This window comes from Pseudomonas sp. No.21, assembly GCF_054558415.1.
The window spans coordinates 309015-330445 of record NZ_BAAJNO010000003.1 but is presented as its reverse complement, the minus strand read 5'-3'; the positions used below and the strand labels follow the sequence as shown (position 1 = coordinate 330445).

Here is a 21431-nt window from a genome sequence, read left to right as displayed (position 1 = left end):
AGTGCCGACAGCTTCAGCACTTTCCTTGCAGATCGCCATATTAACAGGGCGAATCGGCCTTCGGGGGCCATCAGTGAGCACGCAGCGAAACCGTGATCGTGCGCGCTTTTCGACCTCAGAGCAGGTCTTCCAAGGCCTCTTCACGAGCAGGTATGCGATCGAGAGACGCCGTCACATCAGGCGTCTGTGCATCGCGCCAGGAGCGGAAGGCATCCAGCTCGGCGCTCCAGGTCTTCAGCACCCAGGCGAGCACGCCCAGGTCATCGATCAGGCCGACACCCAGCACCCAGTCGGGGATGGCGTCCACAGGCGTGAGGAAATACACCAGCCCGGCGACGATCGAGAGAAACGCCTTGGGGCTGATGTCGCGGTACTGGCCACGCAGGCGCGCCACGCACAGTGCCAGTAACACCTGCAGGTCTTCCTTCACCGCGCCCAGGCGACCGCTCTGCCTCGCGCTTTTTCGGGTCACCGCGAGCAACAGTGCAGGCAGCCGCCCGCGCGCCAGGAAACGACGCGCAATGGGCAGGTAACGCTCCAGATTCCAGGGGGCTTTCATGGTCGCTCCTCGTTGAACCGCATGGGAACGGGGCTATCAGGGGTTACCCACAGAAGTTGTGGATAACCTTGTTGACAGATTATTGCCGAAACCTGCGAAAGCCCGTCATGCCTGGCTTTGCTACAGATCGGCGATTTTTTGGCCAGGCCAAAAAAATCAACGAAATCAACTGGTTGAAAATCAGCCAGAGCCTGCGACAGCGCACCGCAGTGACAAGGCCCGTGGCTGCCCGGTCATGTGCATAACCGTAACACCGCCCAAGCCCACCACCCTCGTTCAGACCCATGAGTCAGGCCCTGGTTCGCTCTGCAACCGGGGTACAACAGCAGGTATCCCATGTCGCCGCAGAAATGAAAACGCCCCGCACGAGGCGGGGCGTTTCAGGGGACGTTCGGCTTACTGCTGCGGGGCGGCGGCCGGGTCCTTGATGCCGATCAGCTCCAGGTCGAACACCAGGACGGAGTTCGCCGGGATCGCCGGGCTCGGGCTCTGCTCGCCATAGGCCAGTTCGCTCGGGATGTAGAGCTTGTACTTCTCGCCGACATGCATCAGTTGCAGGCCTTCGACCCAACCCGGGATCACGCCGTTGACCGGCAGATCGATCGGGCTGCCACGCTGGATGGAGCTGTCGAAGACGGTGCCGTCGGTCAGCTTGCCTTCATAGTGGACGGTCACCACATCGGTCGCCTTGGGCTGAGCGCCATCGGCCTTCTTCACGACTTCGTACTGCAGGCCGGAAGCGGTGGTGGTCACGCCTTCACGCTTGCCGTTCTCTTCGAGGAACTTCTTGCCCGCCTTGGCGGATTCCTCGTTGATCTTGACCATGCGCTCTTCGGCACGCTTCTGCAGGAAGGCGAAGGCTTCGACCAGCTCATCGTCCTTCAGGCGTTGTTCTTTCTTGCCGATGGCATCTTCGATGCCCTGGGCGACAGCTTTGGAATCCAGGTCATCCATGCCTTCCTGAGCCAGGCTCTTGCCCATGTTCAGACCGATGCCGTAGGAGGCTTTCTGTGCCGGGGTCTTGAGCTCGACGCTGGTCTGCGAATCGCAGCCAGCGAGCACCAGGCCCACCAGAGCCACAGCCGCCGCCAAACGATGTTGTTTCATGCTGATTCCTTGTCTGTCCGCCGTGAAGGCTTGTTCTATGAAGCCGCGAGCTTAGCAGGCCCCCGCGACCAGTGGCTATGGGCATATAGGATCAATCGGCAGGCAATTAGTTCAGCGCTGCCCGGCAGGAAAACGCATGAAATACCTGCATGTTTGCGCAACGGGGCAAGGGTCGGGGACGGGACTTTTTCGCGGGCAAAGAAAAAGCCCTCAGGCATCGCTACCTGAGGGCTTTCCGTATATGGCGCAGCGGACGGGACTCGAACCCGCGACCCCCGGCGTGACAGGCCGGTATTCTAACCGACTGAACTACCGCTGCGCGTTACTGCGAGATTGGTGGGTGATGACGGGATCGAACCGCCGACCCTCTGCTTGTAAGGCAGATGCTCTCCCGGCTGAGCTAATCACCCTTCACTCTCGAAGTGGGGCGCATTCTAGAGAGGTATCCCTACCCTGGCAAGCCCCTTTTGAAAAAAAATTTGCTAGCCGTTCCAAAGGCTTAGCGCAGGGTTGGCCTGAGTGCTCCGGGGGAGAATAATGCGCGCTTTGTGTCCGGAGAGAATTCCCCCATGTGGTTCCGTAACCTGCTCGTCTACCGCCTCACCCAGGATGTGCCCTTCGACGCCGAGGCCCTGGAAACCGCGCTGGCCACCAAGCCGGCCCGCCCCTGTGCCAGCCAGGAACTGACCACCTACGGCTTCGTCGCCCCCTTCGGCAAAGGCGCCGATGCCCCCCTCGTGCACGTCAGTGAAGGCTTCCTGCTGGTCGCCGCACGCAAGGAGGAACGCATCCTCCCCGGCAGCGTGGTGCGTGACGCGCTGAAGGAGAAGGTCGATGAGATCGAAGCCGAGCAGATGCGCAAGGTCTACAAGAAGGAGCGCGACCAGCTCAAGGACGAGATAGTCCAGACCTTCCTGCCCCGCGCCTTCATCCGCAAGTCGGCCACTTTCGCCGCCATCGCCCCCGCGCAGGGCCTGATCCTGGTCGACGCCTCCAGCCCGAAGCGTGCCGAGGACCTGCTGTCTACCCTGCGCGAGGCCATCGGCTCCCTGCCGGTGCGCCCGGTCTCGGTGAAGATCGCCCCCACCGCCACCCTTACCGAGTGGGTCAAGACCCAGGAAGCCGCCAAGGACTTCTACGTGCTCGACGAGTGCGAGCTGCGCGACACCGATGAAGACGGCGGCGTGGTCCGCTGCAAGCGCCAGGACCTGACCAGCGACGAGATCCAGCTGCACCTGTCTTCCGGCAAGCTGGTCACCCAGCTGTCCCTGGCCTGGCAGGACAAGCTGTCCTTCGTGCTCGACGACAAGCTGGTGGTCAAGCGCCTGCGATTCGAAGACCTGCTGCAGGAGAAGGCCGAGCAGGACGGCGGCGACGACTCCCTGAGCCAGCTCGACGCCAGCTTCACCCTGATGATGCTGACCCTCGTCGAGTTCCTGCCCCAGTTGATCGAAGCCCTCGGCGGCGAAGAGATCCCCCAGGGCGTCTGACGCCGCCCCGCGCCCGGCCTCTGCCGGGCGCCTTTTCCCCTAAGGAACGAGCATGCGCGCACTGGCCGCCCTGAGCCGCTTCGTCGGCAATACCTTCGCCCTCTGGATCCTGCTGTTCGCCCTGCTGGCCTTTTATCAGCCGGCCTGGTTTCTGCCCCTGGCGAAATGGATAGTGCCGCTGCTCGGCCTGATCATGTTCGGCATGGGCCTGACCCTGAAGACCGAAGACTTCCGCGAGGTGGCGCGCCGCCCCCTGCGCGTGCTGATCGGCGTGCTCGCCCAGTTCCTGATCATGCCCGGGCTCGCCTGGCTGCTGTGCCAGGTGTTGCGCCTGCCGCCGGAGGTGGCCGTTGGCGTGATCCTGGTGGGTTGCTGCCCCGGCGGCACCGCCTCCAACGTGATGACCTGGTTCGCCCGTGGCGACCTGGCCCTGTCCGTCGCCATCACCGCGGTCACCACGCTGCTCGCCCCGCTGGTCACCCCCGCGCTGATCTGGCTGCTGGCTTCGGCCTGGCTACCGGTGCAGTTCGGCGCGCTGTTCATGTCGATCCTCCAGGTGGTGCTGCTGCCCATCGCCCTCGGCCTCATCGCCCAGCGCCTGCTCGGCGTCCGTGTGCGCCACCTGGTGGAGGTGCTGCCCCTGGTGTCGGTGGTGAGCATCGTCATCATCGTCGCTGCGGTGGTTGCCGCCAGCCAGGCGAAAATCGCCGAATCCGGCCTTCTGATCATGGCCGTGGTGGTGCTGCACAACGGATTCGGCCTGGCCCTGGGCTACCTCGCCGGCAAGCTCTTCGGTATGCCGCTGGCCCAGCGCAAGACGCTCTCCATCGAGGTCGGCATGCAGAACTCCGGTCTCGGTGCCGCCCTGGCCAGCGCACACTTCTCGCCACTGGCGGCCGTACCCAGCGCGTTGTTCAGCGTCTGGCACAACCTCTCGGGCTCACTGCTCGCCGCCCTGTTCCGGCGCATGAAGGATGAATCCGACAAGCCCACCGACTGACGTCTGTCAGGCCGCCCGTCCCGCACAACTTGTCCGGGCGGCCAGGATGTGCAAAATACTGCGCAGTGCAGGGACGGCCCTGCCACTCGCCGAGTGACCATACCGGGGACGGCCCCGATCCAATCCGTCGTACCTTTGGAGGTCACCATGTCCTGGATAATCCTGTTCTTCGCCGGCCTGTTCGAGGTGGGTTGGGCCGTAGGCCTGAAATACACCGAAGGCTTCACCCGCCCGCTGCCCACCGCGCTCACCGTGCTGGCCATGGCCATCAGCCTCGGCTTGCTGGGCCTGGCGATGAAGCACCTGCCGCTGGGCACCGCCTATGCGATCTGGACCGGTATCGGCGCCGTCGGCACCGTGATCGCCGGCGTGATCCTCTTCGGCGAATCCGTCGCGCTGATGCGCCTGGGCAGTGTCGCGCTGATCATCTGCGGCCTGATCGGCCTTAAGGTCAGCACCTGATCACAGCCGCGCCCCCATGAAAAAGCCCGCCATTCCGGCGGGCTTTTTCGTTGCGATGCGGCCTAGCGCAGATCGCCACGCAGGGCCGCGACCTGGGCCTGCAGGCTCAGGCGGTCGACCGTCTCCGGCGCCAGCGGTGCGCCGGCCACCAGGTTGATGCGCGACCAGAAGCGCTTGAACAGGCCCTTGCCCGGATCGCGGCTGAAGAAGCTGCCCCACAACCCCTGCAGCGCCATCGGGATCACCGGTACCGGGTTCTGTTCGAGGATGCGCTCGACACCGTTCTTGAACTCGTTGATCTCGCCGTCCGTGGTGAGCTTGCCCTCGGGGAAGATGCACACCACTTCACCGGCCTTCAGGTACTCGTCGATCTTCTTGAAGGCGCGGTCGTAGACCAGCAGGTCCTCGCTGCGCCCGGCGATGGGCACGGTGCCGGCGGTACGGAAGATGAAGTTGAGCACCGGCAGGTTGTAGATCTTGTAGTACATGACGAAGCGCACCGGCCGCCGCACCGCGCCACCGATCAGCAGCGCATCGACGAAGGACACGTGGTTGCACACCAGCACCGCCGGGCCCTCCTCCGGGATGGCCTCCAGGCCCTTGTGCTCGACGCGGTACATCGAGTGGCCCAGCAGCCAGATGAGGAAGCGCATGCTGAACTCGGGGACGATCTTGAAGATGTAGCTGTTCACCGCGATGTTCATCAGCGACACCACCAGGAACAGCTGCGGGATCGACAGCCCGGCGACGCTCAGGAACAGGATCGAGGCGATGGCCGAGACCACCATGAACAAGGCGTTGAGGATGTTGTTGGCGGCGATCACCCGCGCGCGCTCGTTCTCGGCGGTGCGCGACTGGATCAGCGCGTACAGCGGCACGATGTAGAAGCCGCCGAACAGGCCGATGCCGAAGATGTCGGCGAGGATCAGCCAGGCCTGCGGCACGCTGATCACCGCCAGCCAGTCATGGGGCGCAGCGGCCTGCGGGAAGCCGCCCGAATGCCACCAGAGCAGGATGCCGAAGACGGTCAGGCCGATGGAGCCGAAGGGCACCAGGCCCACCTCCACCTTGCCACCGGACAGGCGCTCGCAAAGCATCGAGCCCATCGCGATGCCTATCGAGAACACGGTGAGGATCAGCGTCACCACGCTCTCGTCGCCGAACAGCAGGTCCTTGGAATAGGCCGGAATCTGCGTCAGGTACACGGCGCCGAGAAACCAGAACCAGGAGTTGCCCACCAGCGAGCGCGACACCGAGGGACGCTGGCCCAGGCCCAGACGCAGGATCACCCAGGACTGGCTGAAGATGTTCCAGTCCAGCTTCAGCTCCGGCATCGCCGCCGCCGCGCGGGGAATGCCGCGGCTGGCCAGGTAGCCGAGGGACGCGGTGATCAGGATGGCAGTGGCGACGATCGGCTCGTAGCGCTCGGTGGACATCATGATCCCGGCACCGATGGTGCCCGCGAGGATGGCCAGGAAGGTGCCCATCTCCACCAGCGCGTTGCCCCCCACCAGCTCCTGCTCACGCAGGGCCTGGGGCAGGATCGAGTACTTCACCGGGCCGAACAGCGCCGAGTGGGTGCCCATGGCGAACAGCGCCGCCAGCAGCAGCCAGAGGTTATCGAGGAAGAAGCCCAGTGCGCCCACCGCCATGATCCCCACTTCGGCCAGCTTGATGGCGCGGATCAGCGAGTCCTTGGCGAACTTCTCGCCGAACTGCCCGCCCAGGGCGGAGAAGAGGAAGAACGGCAGGATGAACAGCAGGGCGCAGAGGTTGACGTAGATGGTCTTGTCGCCGGAGATCGCCAGCTTGTAGAGGATGGCGAGGATCAGCGACTGCTTGAAGATGTTGTCGTTGAAGGCGCCGAGCAGCTGCGTCACGAAGAACGGCAGGAAACGTCGCGTGCCCAGCAGGGCGAATTGCGAATGTTGGCTCATCTTCCTTGGTACCTGGTAGTGGCTGGGGTGAAGCCGGTGCGCGAGGCACGTCGCTGATTTGACAGCAACTGGCCAGCTCCAGGCCACACCTTGAGACGAAAAATGCCGAATCCCCACGCAAAAAGGGCGCCTTTCGCGGCGCCCCCTTCCCCTCAGATCGGCAGCTGCCCCAGCCCCCAGCGCAGGGCGAAGAACAGCAGCAGCCCGCCGAGGATGGTCGCCAGCAGGTGGCGGGTGATGGCGGCGATGAGGATGCAGCCGAGCCCCGCCAGCAGGTAGGCGTTGTCCAGCGCCAGTGCCGCATGCTCGCCGTCGGGCATCACCATGCCGGGCACCACGATGGCGGTGAGCACAGCGGTCGGCACGTAGTGCAGGCCCTGGCGCACCAGCGGCGGAAAGCGCAGGTCCGGCCAGGCGAAGAGGCTGTAGCGGATGGCGAAGGTGATCGCGGTCATGCCGAGGATCAGCAGCCAGGTTTCCATCAGAGCACCTCCTCGAGCTGGCCCAGGCGATAGCGCCGCTCCAGCACCACGCCGACGACGATGCCGCTCAGCGCCGCCGCCATCAGCCCGAGCTTGTAGGGCAGTGCGTGGCACAGCAGCGCCACGGCCCCGGCCACCAGTGCCGCCGCCACCTGCGGTCGGTTGCGCAGCATGGGCACGACGATGCCGATGAAGGTCGCCAACATGGCGAAATCCAGCCCCCAGGCCGCGAGATTGGGCACGGCCTGGCCGAACACCACCCCCACCAGGGTGTAGGACGCCCAGCTCAGGTACATCGCCAGCGCAGCGCCGAGGAAGTACCAGTGCTTGAGCGGCGACTCATCCTCCTCGGCATAGCGGTGCTGCACCACGGCGAACGCTTCGTCGGTGAGCCAGAAGGCCAGGGGCAGGCGCCAGCGCCGCGGCAGGTGACGCACGAAGGGTTGCAGGGTGGCGCTGTAGAGGGCGTGGCGCAGGTTCACCACCAGCGTGGTCAGCAGCACCACCGCCACCCCAGCGCCCCCGCTGAGCAGGGTGATGGCGATGAACTGCGCCGAGCCGGCGAACACCAGCAACGACATGCCGAGGGTCTGCCAGGCGTCGAGCCCGGCCCCGGCGGCCAGGGTGCCGTAGATGATGCCGAAGGGCATGGCGCCGATGAGCATCGGCACGATGTCGCGCACGCCGCGGACGAATTCTGTAGAGCGGGACATGGGATTCTCCTTGTCCCCCCACTCTGCCAGCCGGGGGTTCAGCCGGTCTTGAACGATCTTGCGCAGGCGCTGCGGTACTCCCCCGGGCCAACGCCATAAGCCTGCTTGAACTGGCGGGTCAGGTGGCTCTGGTCGGCAAAGCCCAGCTGCATCGCCACCGGTAGCGGCGCGCAGCCTTCGCGCAGCAGCGCCCGAGCCTGCTCCAGGCGACGCTGTTTCAACCAGGCGTGGGGCGGCAGCCCGGTGGCCCGGTGGAACACCCGGGCGAAATGGAACGGCGATAGCCCAACCAGGGCGGCCAGCTCCTCCAGGGACGGCGGCGAGGCCAGGCGCGCCGCCAGCACCTCGCGGGCCAGCGCCACGGCATGGGGCTCCTGCCCTGCCGGCCGAGGCGCACCGATGCGCGCGTGGCGGCTGAACAGCAGCAGGATCGCCTCACGCCAGGCCACCTGCTGCTCCAGCGCGGTGGCATTGCGCTCCAGCAGGCAGTGCAGGTCGAGGAAGCGGCGCGTCACTTCGGGGTCGTGCAGCACGCTGTCGGCGAAGGTGGGCAGGCCGCCGGTGGCGATCTCCAGTTCGTCCAGCACCTCGGTCACCCGGTGCAGGTCGGGGTAGAAGCCGCGGTAGCGCCACCCTTCCTCGTGGGCCTTGGAGCCCGTATGCAGCTCGTCCGGGTTGATCAGCACCATGCTGCCGACGGCAGCCAGGTGGTCGCTGCCGCGGTGGCGGAAGCGCTGGGCGCCGGATTCGAGGACGGTGAACACGTAGCCCTCGTGCACATGCGGCGAGAAACGCTGCTCGATGTAGCGCGCGTGCAGGAGTTCGACCCCGCCCAGCGCGCTGGCCTGCCAGAAGCGCGTCCGCTCGCCCCCCGTGCTCATTGGCCGAAAGCGGCTTCCAGGGCCTGCTTCACAGCCGGCCATTCATGGTCGGTGATGCTGTAGAGCACGCTGTCGTCGAGGCGCCCGTCCGCCAGGCGGCGATGGTTGCGCAGCACGCCTTCGCGCTGGGCACCGAGCTTCTCGATGGCCCTCTGCGAGCGCAGGTTGCTGCCGGCGGTCTTCAATTGCACGCGCACCACCTGCCACTCCTCGAAGGCATGGCGCAGCATCAGGTACTTGATCGAGGCATTGAGGCCGCTGGCGTGCTCGCTGCGGGCCAGCCAGGTCCAGCCGATCTCCACGGCCGGGAGCGCGGGCATGAAATCGGCGAAGCGGCTGGTACCCACCAGGCGGTCGCCCAGGCGGATGGCGAACACCACGGCCTGGCCTTCACGCTGCTCGGCCAGGCCCTGGCGGTACCAGTCCGGGCGCAACGGGCCGCTCATGTAGACCAGCTCATCGCGATTGGCCTCGGCCAGCGCCGAGAGTTCGGTGATGTCGGCCTCCCCCAGCGGCTCGAGGCGCAAGGCGCCGCGCTGCAGGATGACCGGTTGCGGATTGAACATCTGCGCCTCCTCAGGCGAAAGATCCCTGCTGATCAGAACGTCCTGGCACCCGGAAGTGCCTTGCAGGGCGCCGGCCCGGACACCTGGAGGTCCGCCGGCGAGGCTGCCAAGCTAGCAGCCCCGCCTGCGGTGCTCAACCCCGCCTGCGACCTTGGTCGCAGCCGCCTGACGGACAACCGGCTTTGGTGCGAAACTGCCGCCTCGGGACACAGGCGGGCGCCCCCGTCCGCCGCCTTCACTCCGGAGTCTGCATGTCGTTGTCCAGCGGGCTGATCGCCGCGGTCGCCCTTCTCTACATGGCCGTGCTCTTCGCCATCGCCTTCTACGGCGACCGCCGCAGCGCGCCGATGCCGCCCAAGGGCCGTGCCCTGGTCTACAGCCTGTCGCTGGCGGTGTACTGCACCAGCTGGACCTTCTTCGGCGCCGTCGGCCAGGCCGCCGGCCAGCTCTGGGCCTTCCTGCCCATCTACCTGGGGCCCATCCTGCTGATGGTGTTCGCGCCCTGGGTGCTGCAGAAGATGGTGCTGATCAGCAAGCAGGAGAACATCACCTCCATCGCCGACTTCATCGCCGCCCGCTATGGCAAGTCCCAGGCCCTGGCGGTGGTGGTGGCGCTGATCTGCCTGGTCAGCGTGCTGCCCTACATCGCCCTGCAGCTCAAGGGCATCGTCCTCGGCGTCAACCTGCTGATCGGCTCCGGCGCGGAATCCACCGGCACCCGTGCCCAGGACACGGCGCTCATCGTGTCCCTGGTGCTGGCGCTGTTCACCATCCTCTTCGGCACCCGCAACCTCGACGCCACCGAGCACCACCGGGGCATGGTCCTGGCCATCTCGTTCGAGTCGCTGGTCAAGCTGCTGGCCTTCCTCGCGGTGGGCACCTTCGTCAGCTTCAGCCTGTTCGACGGCTTCGACGACCTGACGATGCGCGCCATGCAGGCCACCCACCTGGAGAGCTTCTGGCTGCAGCCGGTGGACTGGCCGACCCTGGTCGTGCAGACCGGTGTGGCGATGATCGCCTTCGTCTGCCTGCCCCGGCAGTTCCACGTCTCGGTGGTAGAGAACATCGAGCCCCGTGACCTGCGCACCGCACGCTGGGTGTTCCCGCTCTACCTGGGGCTGGCGGCGCTGTTCGTGGTGCCCATCGCCCTGGCCGGCAAGATGCTGCTGCCCGTCGGCGTGATGCCGGACTCCTTCGTCATCAGCCTGCCGCTCGCCGAGGCCCATCCGTCCCTCGCCCTGCTGGCGTTCATAGGCGGCGCCTCGGCCGCCACCGGCATGGTGATAGTCGAGGCCGTGGCGCTCTCGACCATGGTCTCCAACGACATGCTGCTGCCCTGGCTGCTGCGCCGGCAGAGCGCCGAACGCCCCTTCGAGGTGTTCCGCCACTGGATGCTCTCGGTGCGCCGCATCAGCATCGTGGTGATCATCCTCCTGGGCTACGTCAGCTACCGGTTGCTCGGCTCCACGGCGAGCCTGGCCACCATCGGCCAGATCGCCTTCGCCGCCATCGCCCAGCTCGGCCCGGCCATGGCCGGCGCCTTGTACTGGAAGCAGGCCAACCGTCGCGGCGTGTTCGCCGGCCTCGCCACCGGCGCCCTGCTCTGGGCCTACACCCTGGTACTGCCGCAGGTGGCGCGCGGGCTCGGCTGGCCGCTGGAGGCCTTCCCCGGCCTCGCCGGGCTGATGGCCAACCCGCTGAACCTGCCCATCGACCCGCAGACCCAGGGCGTGGTGCTGTCGCTGGCCGGCAACTGGCTGCTGTTCGCCTGGGTCTCGGTGTTCTCCCGCACCCGGGTCTCCGAGCACTGGCAGGCCAGCCGCTTCATCGGCCAGATCGTCTCGGTGCGACCGAGCAGCCGCTCGCTGCTGGCCGTGCAGGTGGAAGACCTGCTGATGCTCGCCGCGCGCTTCGTCGGCGAGGAGCGCGCACGGCAGAGCTTCGTGCGCTTCGCCTACCGACAGGGCACCAGCTTCAACCCGGTGCAGAACGCCAACCAGGACTGGATCACCCACACCGAGCGCCTGCTCGCCGGCGTGCTCGGGGCCTCCTCCGCGCGCGCGGTGGTGAAGGCCGCCATCGAAGGCCGCGAGATGCAGGTGGAGGACGTCGTGCGCATCGTCGACGAAGCCTCCGAGGTGCTGCAGTTCAACCGCGCGTTGCTGCAGGGGGCCATCGAGAACATCACCCAGGGCATCAGCGTGGTCGACCAATCCCTGCGCCTGGTCGCCTGGAACCGCCGCTACCTGGAGCTGTTCGACTATCCCGAAGGCCTGATCAGCGTCGGCCGGCCGATCGCCGACATCATCCGCTACAACGCCGAACGCGGCCTGTGCGGGCCGGGCGATGCCGAGGCCCACGTCTCGCGCCGGCTGTTCTGGATGCGCCAGGGCAACGCCCACACCTCCGAGCGGCTGTTCCCCAATGGCCGGGTCATCGAGCTGATCGGCAACCCCATGCCCGGTGGCGGCTTCGTCATGAGCTTCACCGACATCACCGCGTTCCGCGAGGCCGAGAAGGCGCTCAAGGAGGCCAACGAAGGCCTGGAACAACGGGTCATCGACCGCACCCTCGAACTGTCCCAGCTCAACCAGGCGCTGATCGAAGCCAAGGGCACCGCCGAGGCGGCCAACCAGTCGAAGACGCGTTTCCTCGCCGCCGTCAGCCACGACCTGATGCAGCCGCTGAACGCCGCCCGATTGTTCTCCGCCGCCCTCGCCCACCAGCAGGACGCGCTGCCGGTTGAATCCCGCGAGCTGGTGGGCCACCTCGACAGCGCGTTGCGCTCGGCGGAGGACCTGATCACCGACCTGCTGGACATCTCGCGCCTGGAAAGCGGCCGCATCACCCCCGACCGTGCCGCCTTCCCCCTGGCCACGCTGTACGACGCCCTCGGTGCCGAATTCAAGGCACTGGCCCAGGAGCAGGGCGTGGACTTCCGCGTCAGCGGCAGCAAGCTGCGCATCGAGAGCGACATGAAGCTGCTGCGCCGAGTGCTGCAGAACTTCCTCACCAACGCCTTCCGCTATGCCAAGGGCCACGTGCTGCTGGGCGTGCGCCGCGAAGGCGGCCTGCTGCGCCTGGAAGTCTGGGACCGCGGCCCGGGCATCCCCGAAGACAAGCGCAAGGTGATATTCGAAGAGTTCAAGCGCCTGGACAGCCACCAGACCCGCGCCGAGAAAGGCCTGGGCCTGGGCCTGGCCATCGCCGACGGGCTCTGCCGCGTGCTCGGCCACCCCCTGCAAGTGCGCTCTTGGCCGGGCAAGGGCAGCGTGTTCAGCGTCAGCGTGCCCCTGGCGCGCACCCCGGCGCCCTCCCCGGTGGCGGTGCCGAAGGAAACCAACGGCCACGCCCTCGACGGCACCCAGGTGCTGTGCATCGACAACGAGGACAGCATCCTCACCGGCATGCACAGCCTGCTCTCGCGCTGGGGCTGCCAGGTGTGGACGGCACGCAACCGTCTGGAATGCGAACACCTGCTGGCCGAAGACGTGCGCCCGCAACTGGCGCTGGTGGACTACCACCTCGACGAAGGCGAGACCGGTACCGAGCTGATGGCCTGGCTGCGCACCCGCCTCGGCGCCCCGGTGCCCGGCGTGGTGATCAGTGCAGACGCCCGCGCCGAACTGATCGCCGAAGTCCACGCCGCCGGCCTCGACTACCTGGCCAAACCGGTCAAGCCCGCCGCCCTGCGCGCCCTGCTCAGCCGACACCTGGTACTGCGCTGAGCGCGAGGCCGGAGCGTCGGAGGCGACGGGGCACGGTCAACGCCGGGTTTCGCTTCGCTCCAGCCTCCTGCGCAGCCTGGTCGGGGACTCGCCGGTTCGACAGTGGCAACAGTCGATGGGCCGCTGTTCTCCTCGGCGATGCGGGACGGTATAAGGAACCCCTGGCGCACCCTGCCGCCAGGCCGTCATGCCAGGAGCCATCGCAATGAATCTTTCCAGTGGGTCGGGCCCGGTGCCGACCCACCTTCCCGAGCGCCCCGCCGAGGACTACCTCGCCGAGCGGGTCGCCACGCTGTTCTCCACCAGCCCCTCGACGGCGGTCGGCAACGTCTTCTCCGGCTCCATGGTGTTCGGCGTCTACCACGCCAGCGCGCCATTGCGCGGGCTTTGCGTCTGGCTCGCCGTGCTGGTGGTGCTGATGGTCGTGCGCCTGTCCCTGGTGCGCGCCTGGCGCCGCGACCCGCAACGCTTCCCGCCACTGACCTGGGCACGCATGACCATGTGCCAGTGCGGCGCGGTCGGCCTCGCCTGGGGCATCGGCGCCATCTGGCTGATGGGCTACGGCACGCCCTACGAGGACGTGATCTTCGGCTGCATCGCCCTCGCCTCGGTGATGGTGGCGATGAGCAACGTCTCCTACTGGCCCGCGCACCTGGCCTTCCACGTGCCGATGTTCTTCTTCCTCGGCATCGCCTACGGGCGTGACCCGGAACCCCAGGCGATGTACCTCGCCGTCTCCGCCTGGGTGGTCTGTCCCTTCATCGCCGAGATGGGCCGGCGCCTGCAGATCCGCTTCAACGAGGCCCTGAAGCTGGCCTGGGAGCACCAGGTGCTGGCGCACAAGTACGCCCTGGCCAACCAGGAGCTGGCGATCCTCAGCCGCACCGACGACCTGACCCGCATCGCCAACAAGCGCCACCTCGACGAGACCCTGAGGCGCGAATGGCACCGCTGCGCGCGCAACCACGAGTACCTCGGCGTACTGATGCTCGATATCGATCACTTCAAGCTCTACAACGACAGCTACGGCCACCTCGCCGGCGACACCTGCATCCGCCAGGTGGCCGAGGCGATGCGCGCCAGCATCCGTGAACACTGCGATTTCGTCGCGCGCTTCGGCGGCGAGGAATTCACCGTGGTGATGCCGGGGGCCGACCTGGAAACCGCCTGCGCCATCGCCGAACGCATCCGCGCGGCCGTGCAAGCCTTGCAGCTGCCCCATGCCGGGGCCGAGCGCGGCTACCTGACCGTGAGCATCGGCGTCGCCTCCACCGAACAGGGTACGGCGATCAGCGAGGAAGCCCTGGTGGGCAACGCGGACGTGGCGCTCTACGCCGCCAAGCACGGCGGTCGCAACCGGGTGGAAGCCTTCCGCGGGCAATCGACCCTCCTCGCGTCAGCCACCTGAGGCAGCCCCTCAGCTCTTCAGGAAGCCCCTGAGCAACTCGCCCACCCGGCCGCCCAGCTCCTGGTTGGCCGAGAGTTGCAGCCCGCGCGCCAACTCGCTGTCCACCACCTGTTCCACCAGCGGCCGCAGCGCCAGCAACTGGCGGTTGAGGCCTTCCAGCTCGGCGACGTGGGGCAGGCTGGTGCTGAGCAGCGGGTTGACCAGGTGATTGACGATCATCCGCACGATGCCCTCCGCCACCGGCTCCACCTGCTGGCGGATCGTGGCGAACTGCTCCAGCAGCACCAGCAGCGGAATGCCCGAGCGGTGCAGTTGTACGCCGGCGTTGAAGATGCGCGGGTTGAGCACCCGCAGGTGGTCACCGGCGAACTCGATCAGGCCCAGCGCCTGGGCGATGTCCATGGCCTCATCGGTGAGCTCGTCGCCGAACAGCACCTGCACTTCGTCGAAGCCCAGGGGCGTGGGCTCCAGCTGTGCCCAGTCGCCGACTATGGCCTGCTCCAGGCCGAGTACGTGGGCCAGGTCGCGGCCCTGGTCCCAGGCCTCGAACAGCTCGCGGATGCTGGCGATGCTGTAGCCACGCTCCAGCAGTTGGCCGATCAGGCGCAGGCGCGCCAGGTGCTCGCCGCTGTAGATGCCCACGCGCCCGCGGCGCTCGGGCGGCGGCAGCAACCCGCGATCCTGGTAGGCACGCAGGTTGCGTACGGTGGTACCGGCCTCGCGAGCGAGCTCGTCGACCGTGTACTCCTCGCCCGGAACGGGCTCGGGGATGTGCGGCGCCTGGGCCAGCAGCCGCTGCAGGAAGCTAGGGGGATTCTTCATGGGCGGATCATATCCCTGCGCCTCGGCGGCCAACAACAGCGCGGCCGGAAGCCCAACCTATGGCTGGACATGCTGGCCGACGGTCCCCGCCGAAAGCCGCTTTCGGCCCTTCGAGCCGCCTGCCACGGCGCTTTGCGCGCGACGGTAACGCGGTAACAGCCACCCTGCGGATCAGGGCTGGGCGTCTGGCCAGTCCCGTCTCCCTGGCCGACAATCGATGACATCGAACGATGTAACGATTTCGGCCAGCAGGAGATTCGCCATGCCCGCCCTCCCCACGCCCACCCCGCCCTCGCACCAGGAGGCTCAGTCATGAACGCCCCCCTCGGCCTCGAACCCCGGCGCATCACCGTGCAGGGCGATGGCGTGCGCCTCGCCACCTATCAATGGGGCAACGCCAGGGGACCGACCCTGCTGCTGGTGCACGGCTACCCGGACAGCCACGAAGTCTGGCTGCCGCTGGTGCGCGAGCTGGCGGCGGACTATCGCATCATCGCCTACGACGTGCGCGGTGCCGGCGCATCCGAAGTGCCATCGCGTATCCGCGACTACCGCCTGCCGCGCCTGGCCAACGACCTGGAAGCGGTGATCCGTGCCCTCAGCCCGGATCGCCGGGTGCACCTGGTGGCCCACGACTGGGGGTCGATCCAGAGCTGGGAGGCTGTGACCGAACCGCGCATCCAGCCGCTGCTGGCCTCCTACACCAGCATCTCCGGCCCCTGCCTCGACCACGTCGGCCACTGGATGCGCAGCAGGCTGCGGGAGAGGCGCGCCGGCGCCTACCTGCAGATGCTCGGGCAACTGCTGAGTTCCTGGTACATCGCCTTCTTCCACACCCCGCTGCTGCCGGAACTTACCTGGCGCTTCGGATTGGCCCGCGCCTGGCCGAGCCTGCTGCGCCGCGTCGAGGGGATCGCCAAGCCCCATGTCAGCACTACCCAGCTCCAGGATGGCCAGCGCGGGGTCAGGCTCTACCGCGCCAACTTCATCAGCAGCCTGTTTCGCCCGCGCGAACGCCACACGGACGTGCCCGTGCACCTGGTCATCCCGACCCGCGACCGTTTCGTGCGGCCGCAGCTGTTCGACGAACTGACCCGCTGGGCACCGACCCTGTGGCGCCGCGAAGTGCGCGCCGGGCACTGGCAACTGCTGGCCGAGCCCCAGCGCCTGGCGCTGTGGCTCCGCGAATTCGTCGACCGCGAGGAACCGGCCAGGAGGGCCTCATGAACCTGCCGCATCACCGCCTCGAACAGCGCAAGGTGCGCTTCGACTTCGCCGATACACCGCTGCACTGGGTGCCGGGCGAGCCCGAGGCCTCGCACATCATGAACAGCCTGCACCTGATCCTGCCGGCCGGTGAATTCTGGTTCTGCCGCGTGTACAACAAGGCCCTGCCGCTGGTGAGCGACCCGTTGCTGGCCGAGGACGTGCGCGGCTTCGTGCGCCAGGAGGCACAACACGCACGCGCCCATGACAGCGCGTTGAAACCCTACCTGGAACGCCACGGGCTGGACCCGACACCGGTGACCGCCGGCATCTACCGCCTGTTCGACAAGGTGCTCTGCGACCACCCGCTGGGCGAGCATCGCCTGAGCCGGTGGCTGCAACCCTGGTGGCTGCGCCAGCGCGTCGGCCTGATCGCCGCCGTGGAACATTTCACCTGTGTGCTGGGCAACTGGATCATCACCACCCGCGGCCTCGACCAGGCCGACCCGGTGATGCTCGACCTGCTGCGCTGGCACGGCGCCGAGGAGGTGGAGCACCGCTGCGTCGCCCATGACCTGCACGTGCACCTGGGCGGCAGCCCGCTGGCGCGGGGGTTCTACATGGTGGTGGCCTGCATCGCGCTGATCACGCTGTTCAGCGTCGGCTCCGCCAGCCTCATGCGCCAGGACCCGGCGGCCTCCAAGCGCCCCGGCTTCCTCCGCCACTGGCGCCGCCTGGGCGCCCGCGACAAGCTGCCCACGCCCGGCAGCATCGGCCGCGCGGTGCTGCGCTATTACGAACCGGGTTTCCACCCGCGTACCGAAGGGGATCTGTCAGTGGCGCTGAGTTACCTGGAACGCTCGCCGGCAGCCCGGCGTGCGGCGGCGGAGCTGGCCTCTTAGCCGACCGCTCGCACGCCCCCAAGATTGGCCGAGGAACGAGGCCCGGCATCCGGGCCAGAGCGGAGGCATCACTCGTCCAGCTCATCAAGCAGCGGCAGCCCTGCCGCGCGCTCGAGCAGGTCGCCGGGCAGGCTCTTGCTGGCGCGGGCACCGAGCAGCTTGATGTTCTCGGCGCGGCTGACGAGGTTGCCGCGCCCCTCCACCAGCTTGTTGCGGGCGGCGGAGTAGGCCTTGTCCAGCTGCTGCAGGCGGCTGCCCACCTCGTCCAGGTCCTGCACGAAGGCGACGAACTTGTCGTAGAGGGCGCCGGCGCGCTCGGCGATCTCGCGGGCGTTCTGGCTCTGCCGCTCCTGGCGCCACAGGCTGTCGATGACCCGCAGGGTGGCCAGTAGCGTGGTCGGGCTGACGATGACGATGTGCTGGTCGTAGGCTTCCTGGAACAACCCGGGATCGGCCTGCAGGGCGGCGGCGAAAGCGGCCTCGATGGGCACGAAGAGCAGCACGAAGTCCAGGCTGTGCAGCCCCTCCAGACGCTGGTAGTCCTTCACCGACAGGCCCTTGAGGTGGTTGCGCAAGGACAGCACGTGCTGCTTGAGCGCCTGGGCGCGGACGGCCTCGTCCTCGGCCGCGATCAGCGCCTGGTAGGCGGTGAGGCTGACCTTGGCGTCCACCACCACCTGCTTGTCGCCGGGCAGCTGGATCAGCACGTCGGGCTGGAAACGCTGGCCATCGGCGCTGCTCAGGCTGACCTGGGTCTGGTACTCGCGGCCCTTCTCCAGGCCGGCATGCTCCAGCACCCGCTCCAGCACCAGTTCGCCCCAGTTGCCCTGGGTCTTCTGGCCCTTGAGCGCGCGGGTGAGGTTGGTAGCCTCGTCCCCCAGGCGCTGGTTGAGCTGCTGCAGGCGCTCCAGCTCCTTGCCCAGGGAGAAGCGCTCGCGCGCCTCCTGTTGATAACTCTCCTCGACGCGTTTCTCGAACGCCTGGATGCGCTCCTTCAATGGGTCGAGCATCTGCCCCAGGCGCTGCTGGCTGCTCTCGGCGAAGCGCTGCTCACGCTCATCGAAGATCTTCCCGGCCAGCTCGGCGAACTGCGCACGCAGGTCATCGCGGGCAGCCTGCAGGTCGGCCAGGCGCTGGGCGTGCGATTCCTGCTGTTCACGCAGCTCGGCGGCCAGGGCGGCACGCTCGCTGTCCAGGCGGCGCAACTCGCCTTCCTTGCGCTCGCGCTCCTCGCTCCAGGCGGCCAGCGCCTCACGGCCCGCCTTGCGCTCGGCCCCGAGCAGCTCGGACTCGCGGCGCAAGGCAGCCAGCTCGGCCTGCTGGGCGGCGTTGTGCTGGGTCAGTTCACGGATTTCCGCACGGCTGTCGTCGAGCTGGGCACCGAGCCCGTCCTGGGCCATCTGGGCGATGGCGAGGCGTTCGTCGAGGAGCATGCGCTCGACGTCGGCGGCGGCGATGCGGCGTTGCAGGTGCCAGGCCAGGCCCAACAGGGGCACGGCGGCGAGCGCGAGGCCGATCAGCAGATTGGGCAAGTCGAGGGGCATGGAAGGCTCCGCGGGAGGGTGCCGGGCAGTATACCCAGCGCCCACGCGGCGGTCAGGCGCCGGGCAGGCGGCTCAGCAGGCGCTTGGCTTCGTGGGAACCCTGGGCGGCAGCCTGCTCCAGCCAGTGGCAGGCCTGCTGCATGTCCTGGGTACGGGGCTGCACATAGAGGCGGCCCAGTTCGAGCTGGGCGCGGCGATCACCGGCGCGGGCGGCCTGGCGCAGCATGTCGAAACCGATGCGGCGGTCACGGGTGTTGCCGCAGTCGCGGCAGAGCATCTGCCCGAGGCGACTCTGGGCGGCCACCACCCCTTGGCGAGCGGGCTGCTTGAGCAGCTTGCCGGCCAGGCGCTTGACGCTGGCGGTCTGGCCGAGGCGCGGGTTGTCGAGCAACCAGAGAGCCACGCGCAAGGGCAGGCGCTGGTTGTGCTGGGACGTTTCGGCGAGAGCTCTGGACTTCATGTAAAGGGTGTGGAGGCCGGAAAGGCGCGCAACTCTACTCCTTTTTTTCCACAGGTAAAGTCTTGCCAAGCGCGTGAGTGGCGTTCTAGAGCAAGCGCTTGGGACAATCCACAGAAGCTGTGGATAACTCTGTGGGAAAGCTCATTGAAATGCTCTTCGAACCCGATGAAACGGGCGCCTCCTGCAAATTGGCGATTTTTTCACCAACCTGAAAACCCTTTATTTTTCATTGCTTTAAAAAAGCGGTACGAAAAATCAAGCGTTTACGGGCGAATGTGACTGCGAAATGACAAGGTGCTTCGCTATTGTGCACAACTCATTCCTGTCAACCCCCTGGATGCCCCGTTTCAGGGCGCCGCGGCGCATTTTTGCCGGCGAAAGTCCGTAGGCGCTGTACCCGTCCAGCGACGAAAGGCTCGGGAGAAGGAGCTCTGCTCGGCGAAGCCCAGCAGGTAGGCGATCTCCAGCAAGGCGAAGTCGGTGTGCTGCAGGTAGAGCTGCGCCAGGTCCTTGCGAACCTCGTCCAGCAAGGTGGGCAGGGCGAGCGCCGATTCCCCGAGCCGGCGACGCAGGACGCGCGTGCTGAGCCCCAGGCGCCTCGCCACATCATCGAGGCCGACCTGTCCTTGCGCCAGGCCGGTGCAAAGCGCAGCCCGGATTTCGTTGGCGAGATTGGCGTCGAGACGGTAGGCGGCCAGGCAGGCATCACCCTGGGCATCCATCAAGGCGCGCAAATGCGGGTCGGCGTCGCGCAACGGCATCTGCAACAGGGCCTTGTGGAACACCACGGCATGCCGTGCACAACCGCCCTGCACGGGGCAACCCAGGACGTCGGCGTAGGCCTCCTTCCCGGCTTCGAGGGGGTGACGGAACTCCACCCGCTCCGGCTGCGCACGCTCCTCGCTCAACCAGCGACCGAACGCCAGCCAGCCGGCCAGGGCCATCTCCACGGCCTGGCGAGGCACCCAGGGCAGCGCGCGTGGCCGCCAGGCCAGGGCGACGAACTCGCCCTCCTCCTCCAGCCGGGTTTCCCCGATGTCCCAGACCAGCTGTTCGAAGCGCTGCAGGCGCGTGATGGTCTCGCCCAGGGTGGCGCAGCTCATGGCCGAGTAGCCCAGCACCTGGAAGGAGCGCGGGCGCACGGCCAACCCCAGGCGCATGCCGATCAGCGCATCACCGGCGAGACGCTCAGCCTGAAGCAGCAGGGCGAAAGCCTTGAACAGCGGCAGGCGGTAGCCCGGCAGCGCCAGTTGTTCCGCCTGGATATCCACCGCCCGCAGCAACGCGTCTACATCCAGGCCGCGTTCGCCGGCGGCGGGCAGCAGCGACTCGACGTAGCTCGCGGCGATACCGGTGGGCGATGCGACCAGGGCCAGCAACCGCTGGGGCCAGGACTCGGTCATGCCGGCTGTGGCAGGTGGCCGTCGACGAGGAACTGCGTCATGCGGAACAGGCGCGGCGTATCCGGCGCCTGCGCATGCTTGAAGGCGACATACTCGGCGGTGGTCTCGCAGAGCCAGGGCGTGAGGTTGCGCGGTCGCCGCTCGGTGAAGGCCTCGGGGGTGAACAGGGCGATGTTGGTGCCCTGCAGCGGGCAGCGGGCGGATCGGTACTCGAAGGCCTCCACGCCTGCGGCACGCATGGCCGCGCCGAGCGCCTGGCTGGCTCGGTAGTCAACCGGGTCGGCCAGTGCTTGAGCGTGGTGCTCGAAGGGCGGCAATTGCAGTTGCACGCCACGCTCCACCTGGAAGCGCGCCTCGAAGGAGGAATGTTCGGAAAGGATGCGCCCGCTGGGAGGCGGCACGGCCATGCCGCTCCACAGGACGAAGCGGTAGAACGCCCCCTCGGCCATGGCGGTCTCCAGGCGCGAGGCAGCGTAGAACAGGCTCGGCTCATGGACGGTGCCGAAGCGCGATCCCCAGCGCAGCGGCGGGTAGCGGAACGGGGTCTTGAGCAGGTAGTGCAGCGGCTCGGCGCTTCTGGGCAACGGCGGCTTGCTGGTTTCGATGAGTTCCTCCAGCAACGCCTGTTCGGCGAGATTGTCCACCAGTTGCAGGGTCGCCACCTGCTCCTGGCTCTCCACCAACCGCACCAGGCGGCCACGCAGGGGCCCGATGTGCTGCGGGCCCTGGCAGGTCGTCCAGATATCCATGTCCAGCCTTCC

19 protein-coding genes and 2 tRNA genes are annotated in these 21431 nt (G+C 67.3%); 7 read left to right on the top strand and 14 right to left on the bottom strand.

Annotated elements, in window-relative coordinates; translation table 11 throughout:
• Nucleotides 1-115: 115 nt before the first annotated feature.
• The 4 genes from ACYJSS_RS07375 to ACYJSS_RS07360 form a co-directional block, all read right to left on the bottom strand.
• Nucleotides 116-559, bottom strand: coding sequence for a YkvA family protein (locus ACYJSS_RS07375; RefSeq protein WP_111260448.1), 444 nt, complete (start codon nucleotides 557-559; stop codon nucleotides 116-118).
• Nucleotides 560-955: 396 nt separating this feature from the next.
• On the bottom strand, nucleotides 956-1666 hold the full coding sequence (locus ACYJSS_RS07370; RefSeq protein ID WP_111260447.1) for an FKBP-type peptidyl-prolyl cis-trans isomerase: 711 nt from the start codon (nucleotides 1664-1666) through the stop codon (nucleotides 956-958).
• Between the two features lie 242 nt (nucleotides 1667-1908).
• Nucleotides 1909-1985, bottom strand: a tRNA-Asp gene (locus ACYJSS_RS07365).
• Between the two features lie 15 nt (nucleotides 1986-2000).
• Nucleotides 2001-2076 (bottom strand) — tRNA-Val (locus ACYJSS_RS07360).
• 159 nt (nucleotides 2077-2235) lie between these two features.
• Here ACYJSS_RS07360 and rdgC point away from each other — a divergent pair.
• The 3 genes from rdgC to sugE all read left to right on the top strand — a co-directional run bounded on the left by rdgC (nucleotide 2236) and on the right by sugE (nucleotide 4618).
• Nucleotides 2236-3156 carry a recombination-associated protein RdgC gene (gene rdgC / locus ACYJSS_RS07355; protein ID WP_111260446.1) on the top strand — a complete coding sequence of 307 codons (921 nt, stop codon included), beginning with the start codon at nucleotides 2236-2238 and terminating at the stop codon, nucleotides 3154-3156.
• Nucleotides 3157-3208: 52 nt separating this feature from the next.
• Nucleotides 3209-4156, top strand: coding sequence for a bile acid:sodium symporter family protein (locus tag ACYJSS_RS07350; RefSeq protein ID WP_111260445.1), 948 nt, complete (start codon nucleotides 3209-3211; stop codon nucleotides 4154-4156).
• Between the two features lie 147 nt (nucleotides 4157-4303).
• A complete protein-coding gene (sugE, locus tag ACYJSS_RS07345) occupies nucleotides 4304-4618 on the top strand; it encodes a quaternary ammonium compound efflux SMR transporter SugE (protein WP_111260444.1) in 315 nt (104 codons plus the stop codon).
• 62 nt (nucleotides 4619-4680) lie between these two features.
• Here sugE and ACYJSS_RS07340 read toward each other — a convergent pair whose 3' ends face one another.
• The 5 genes from ACYJSS_RS07340 to ACYJSS_RS07320 all read right to left on the bottom strand — a co-directional run bounded on the left by ACYJSS_RS07340 (nucleotide 4681) and on the right by ACYJSS_RS07320 (nucleotide 9197).
• Nucleotides 4681-6555: an MFS transporter gene (locus ACYJSS_RS07340; protein ID WP_236204498.1), complete on the bottom strand. Its 1875-nt coding sequence runs from the start codon at nucleotides 6553-6555 to the stop codon at nucleotides 4681-4683.
• Between the two features lie 152 nt (nucleotides 6556-6707).
• Nucleotides 6708-7037: an AzlD domain-containing protein gene (locus tag ACYJSS_RS07335; RefSeq protein ID WP_111260442.1), complete on the bottom strand. Its 330-nt coding sequence runs from the start codon at nucleotides 7035-7037 to the stop codon at nucleotides 6708-6710.
• Complete coding sequence (locus tag ACYJSS_RS07330; protein ID WP_111260441.1) at nucleotides 7037-7750, bottom strand: AzlC family ABC transporter permease; 714 nt, start codon at nucleotides 7748-7750, stop codon at nucleotides 7037-7039. The genes ACYJSS_RS07335 and ACYJSS_RS07330 overlap by 1 nt, the downstream gene beginning before the upstream one ends.
• A 38-nt stretch (nucleotides 7751-7788) precedes the next feature.
• Entirely contained in the window at nucleotides 7789-8631 is an 843-nt protein-coding gene (locus ACYJSS_RS07325; RefSeq protein ID WP_236204499.1) for a helix-turn-helix transcriptional regulator, read from the bottom strand.
• A complete protein-coding gene (locus ACYJSS_RS07320) occupies nucleotides 8628-9197 on the bottom strand; it encodes a GNAT family N-acetyltransferase (protein ID WP_111260439.1) in 570 nt (189 codons plus the stop codon). The genes ACYJSS_RS07325 and ACYJSS_RS07320 overlap by 4 nt, the downstream gene beginning before the upstream one ends.
• Before the next feature lie 251 nt (nucleotides 9198-9448).
• Here ACYJSS_RS07320 and ACYJSS_RS07315 point away from each other — a divergent pair, with 251 nt between their 5' ends.
• Together ACYJSS_RS07315 and ACYJSS_RS07310 are read left to right on the top strand one after the other, a co-directional pair.
• Nucleotides 9449-12925, top strand: coding sequence for a PAS domain-containing hybrid sensor histidine kinase/response regulator (locus tag ACYJSS_RS07315; RefSeq protein ID WP_111260438.1), 3477 nt, complete (start codon nucleotides 9449-9451; stop codon nucleotides 12923-12925).
• Between the two features lie 205 nt (nucleotides 12926-13130).
• A complete protein-coding gene (locus tag ACYJSS_RS07310; protein ID WP_111260437.1) occupies nucleotides 13131-14333 on the top strand; it encodes a GGDEF domain-containing protein in 1203 nt (400 codons plus the stop codon).
• Nucleotides 14334-14342: 9 nt separating this feature from the next.
• On the opposite strand, the gene ACYJSS_RS07305 is transcribed toward ACYJSS_RS07310, so the two are convergent.
• A complete protein-coding gene (locus ACYJSS_RS07305) occupies nucleotides 14343-15155 on the bottom strand; it encodes a MerR family transcriptional regulator (protein ID WP_111260436.1) in 813 nt (270 codons plus the stop codon).
• Nucleotides 15156-15467: 312 nt separating this feature from the next.
• Here ACYJSS_RS07305 and ACYJSS_RS07300 point away from each other — a divergent pair, with 312 nt between their 5' ends.
• Complete coding sequence (locus tag ACYJSS_RS07300; RefSeq protein ID WP_111264578.1) at nucleotides 15468-16382, top strand: alpha/beta fold hydrolase; 915 nt, start codon at nucleotides 15468-15470, stop codon at nucleotides 16380-16382.
• Nucleotides 16379-17263: a metal-dependent hydrolase gene (locus tag ACYJSS_RS07295; RefSeq protein WP_111264579.1), complete on the top strand. Its 885-nt coding sequence runs from the start codon at nucleotides 16379-16381 to the stop codon at nucleotides 17261-17263. The genes ACYJSS_RS07300 and ACYJSS_RS07295 overlap by 4 nt, the downstream gene beginning before the upstream one ends.
• Before the next feature lie 68 nt (nucleotides 17264-17331).
• On the opposite strand, the gene ACYJSS_RS07290 is transcribed toward ACYJSS_RS07295, so the two are convergent.
• The 4 genes from ACYJSS_RS07290 to ACYJSS_RS07275 all read right to left on the bottom strand — a co-directional run bounded on the left by ACYJSS_RS07290 (nucleotide 17332) and on the right by ACYJSS_RS07275 (nucleotide 21419).
• A complete protein-coding gene (locus tag ACYJSS_RS07290; RefSeq protein ID WP_236204642.1) occupies nucleotides 17332-18696 on the bottom strand; it encodes a DNA recombination protein RmuC in 1365 nt (454 codons plus the stop codon).
• Between the two features lie 163 nt (nucleotides 18697-18859).
• Nucleotides 18860-19267 carry a tetratricopeptide repeat protein gene (locus ACYJSS_RS07285; protein ID WP_236204500.1) on the bottom strand — a complete coding sequence of 136 codons (408 nt, stop codon included), beginning with the start codon at nucleotides 19265-19267 and terminating at the stop codon, nucleotides 18860-18862.
• A gap of 347 nt (nucleotides 19268-19614) precedes the next feature.
• A complete protein-coding gene (locus ACYJSS_RS07280) occupies nucleotides 19615-20670 on the bottom strand; it encodes an AraC family transcriptional regulator (protein ID WP_236204501.1) in 1056 nt (351 codons plus the stop codon).
• A complete protein-coding gene (locus ACYJSS_RS07275) occupies nucleotides 20667-21419 on the bottom strand; it encodes an RES family NAD+ phosphorylase (RefSeq protein WP_236204502.1) in 753 nt (250 codons plus the stop codon). The genes ACYJSS_RS07280 and ACYJSS_RS07275 overlap by 4 nt, the downstream gene beginning before the upstream one ends.
• Nucleotides 21420-21431: the final 12 nt, after the last annotated feature.

Coding starts and splice junctions, on each gene's coding strand:
- ACYJSS_RS07375 (WP_111260448.1), bottom strand. CDS start 559: ATGAAAGCCCCCTGGAATCTGGAGCGTTACCTGCCCATTGCGCGTCGT.
- ACYJSS_RS07370 (WP_111260447.1), bottom strand. CDS start 1,666: ATGAAACAACATCGTTTGGCGGCGGCTGTGGCTCTGGTGGGCCTGGTG.
- rdgC (WP_111260446.1), top strand. CDS start 2,236: ATGTGGTTCCGTAACCTGCTCGTCTACCGCCTCACCCAGGATGTGCCC.
- ACYJSS_RS07350 (WP_111260445.1), top strand. CDS start 3,209: ATGCGCGCACTGGCCGCCCTGAGCCGCTTCGTCGGCAATACCTTCGCC.
- sugE (WP_111260444.1), top strand. CDS start 4,304: ATGTCCTGGATAATCCTGTTCTTCGCCGGCCTGTTCGAGGTGGGTTGG.
- ACYJSS_RS07340 (WP_236204498.1), bottom strand. CDS start 6,555: ATGAGCCAACATTCGCAATTCGCCCTGCTGGGCACGCGACGTTTCCTG.
- ACYJSS_RS07335 (WP_111260442.1), bottom strand. CDS start 7,037: ATGGAAACCTGGCTGCTGATCCTCGGCATGACCGCGATCACCTTCGCC.
- ACYJSS_RS07330 (WP_111260441.1), bottom strand. CDS start 7,750: ATGTCCCGCTCTACAGAATTCGTCCGCGGCGTGCGCGACATCGTGCCG.
- ACYJSS_RS07325 (WP_236204499.1), bottom strand. CDS start 8,631: ATGAGCACGGGGGGCGAGCGGACGCGCTTCTGGCAGGCCAGCGCGCTG.
- ACYJSS_RS07320 (WP_111260439.1), bottom strand. CDS start 9,197: ATGTTCAATCCGCAACCGGTCATCCTGCAGCGCGGCGCCTTGCGCCTC.
- ACYJSS_RS07315 (WP_111260438.1), top strand. CDS start 9,449: ATGTCGTTGTCCAGCGGGCTGATCGCCGCGGTCGCCCTTCTCTACATG.
- ACYJSS_RS07310 (WP_111260437.1), top strand. CDS start 13,131: ATGAATCTTTCCAGTGGGTCGGGCCCGGTGCCGACCCACCTTCCCGAG.
- ACYJSS_RS07305 (WP_111260436.1), bottom strand. CDS start 15,155: ATGAAGAATCCCCCTAGCTTCCTGCAGCGGCTGCTGGCCCAGGCGCCG.
- ACYJSS_RS07300 (WP_111264578.1), top strand. CDS start 15,468: ATGAACGCCCCCCTCGGCCTCGAACCCCGGCGCATCACCGTGCAGGGC.
- ACYJSS_RS07295 (WP_111264579.1), top strand. CDS start 16,379: ATGAACCTGCCGCATCACCGCCTCGAACAGCGCAAGGTGCGCTTCGAC.
- ACYJSS_RS07290 (WP_236204642.1), bottom strand. CDS start 18,696: ATGCTCCTCGACGAACGCCTCGCCATCGCCCAGATGGCCCAGGACGGG.
- ACYJSS_RS07285 (WP_236204500.1), bottom strand. CDS start 19,267: ATGAAGTCCAGAGCTCTCGCCGAAACGTCCCAGCACAACCAGCGCCTG.
- ACYJSS_RS07280 (WP_236204501.1), bottom strand. CDS start 20,670: ATGACCGAGTCCTGGCCCCAGCGGTTGCTGGCCCTGGTCGCATCGCCC.
- ACYJSS_RS07275 (WP_236204502.1), bottom strand. CDS start 21,419: ATGGATATCTGGACGACCTGCCAGGGCCCGCAGCACATCGGGCCCCTG.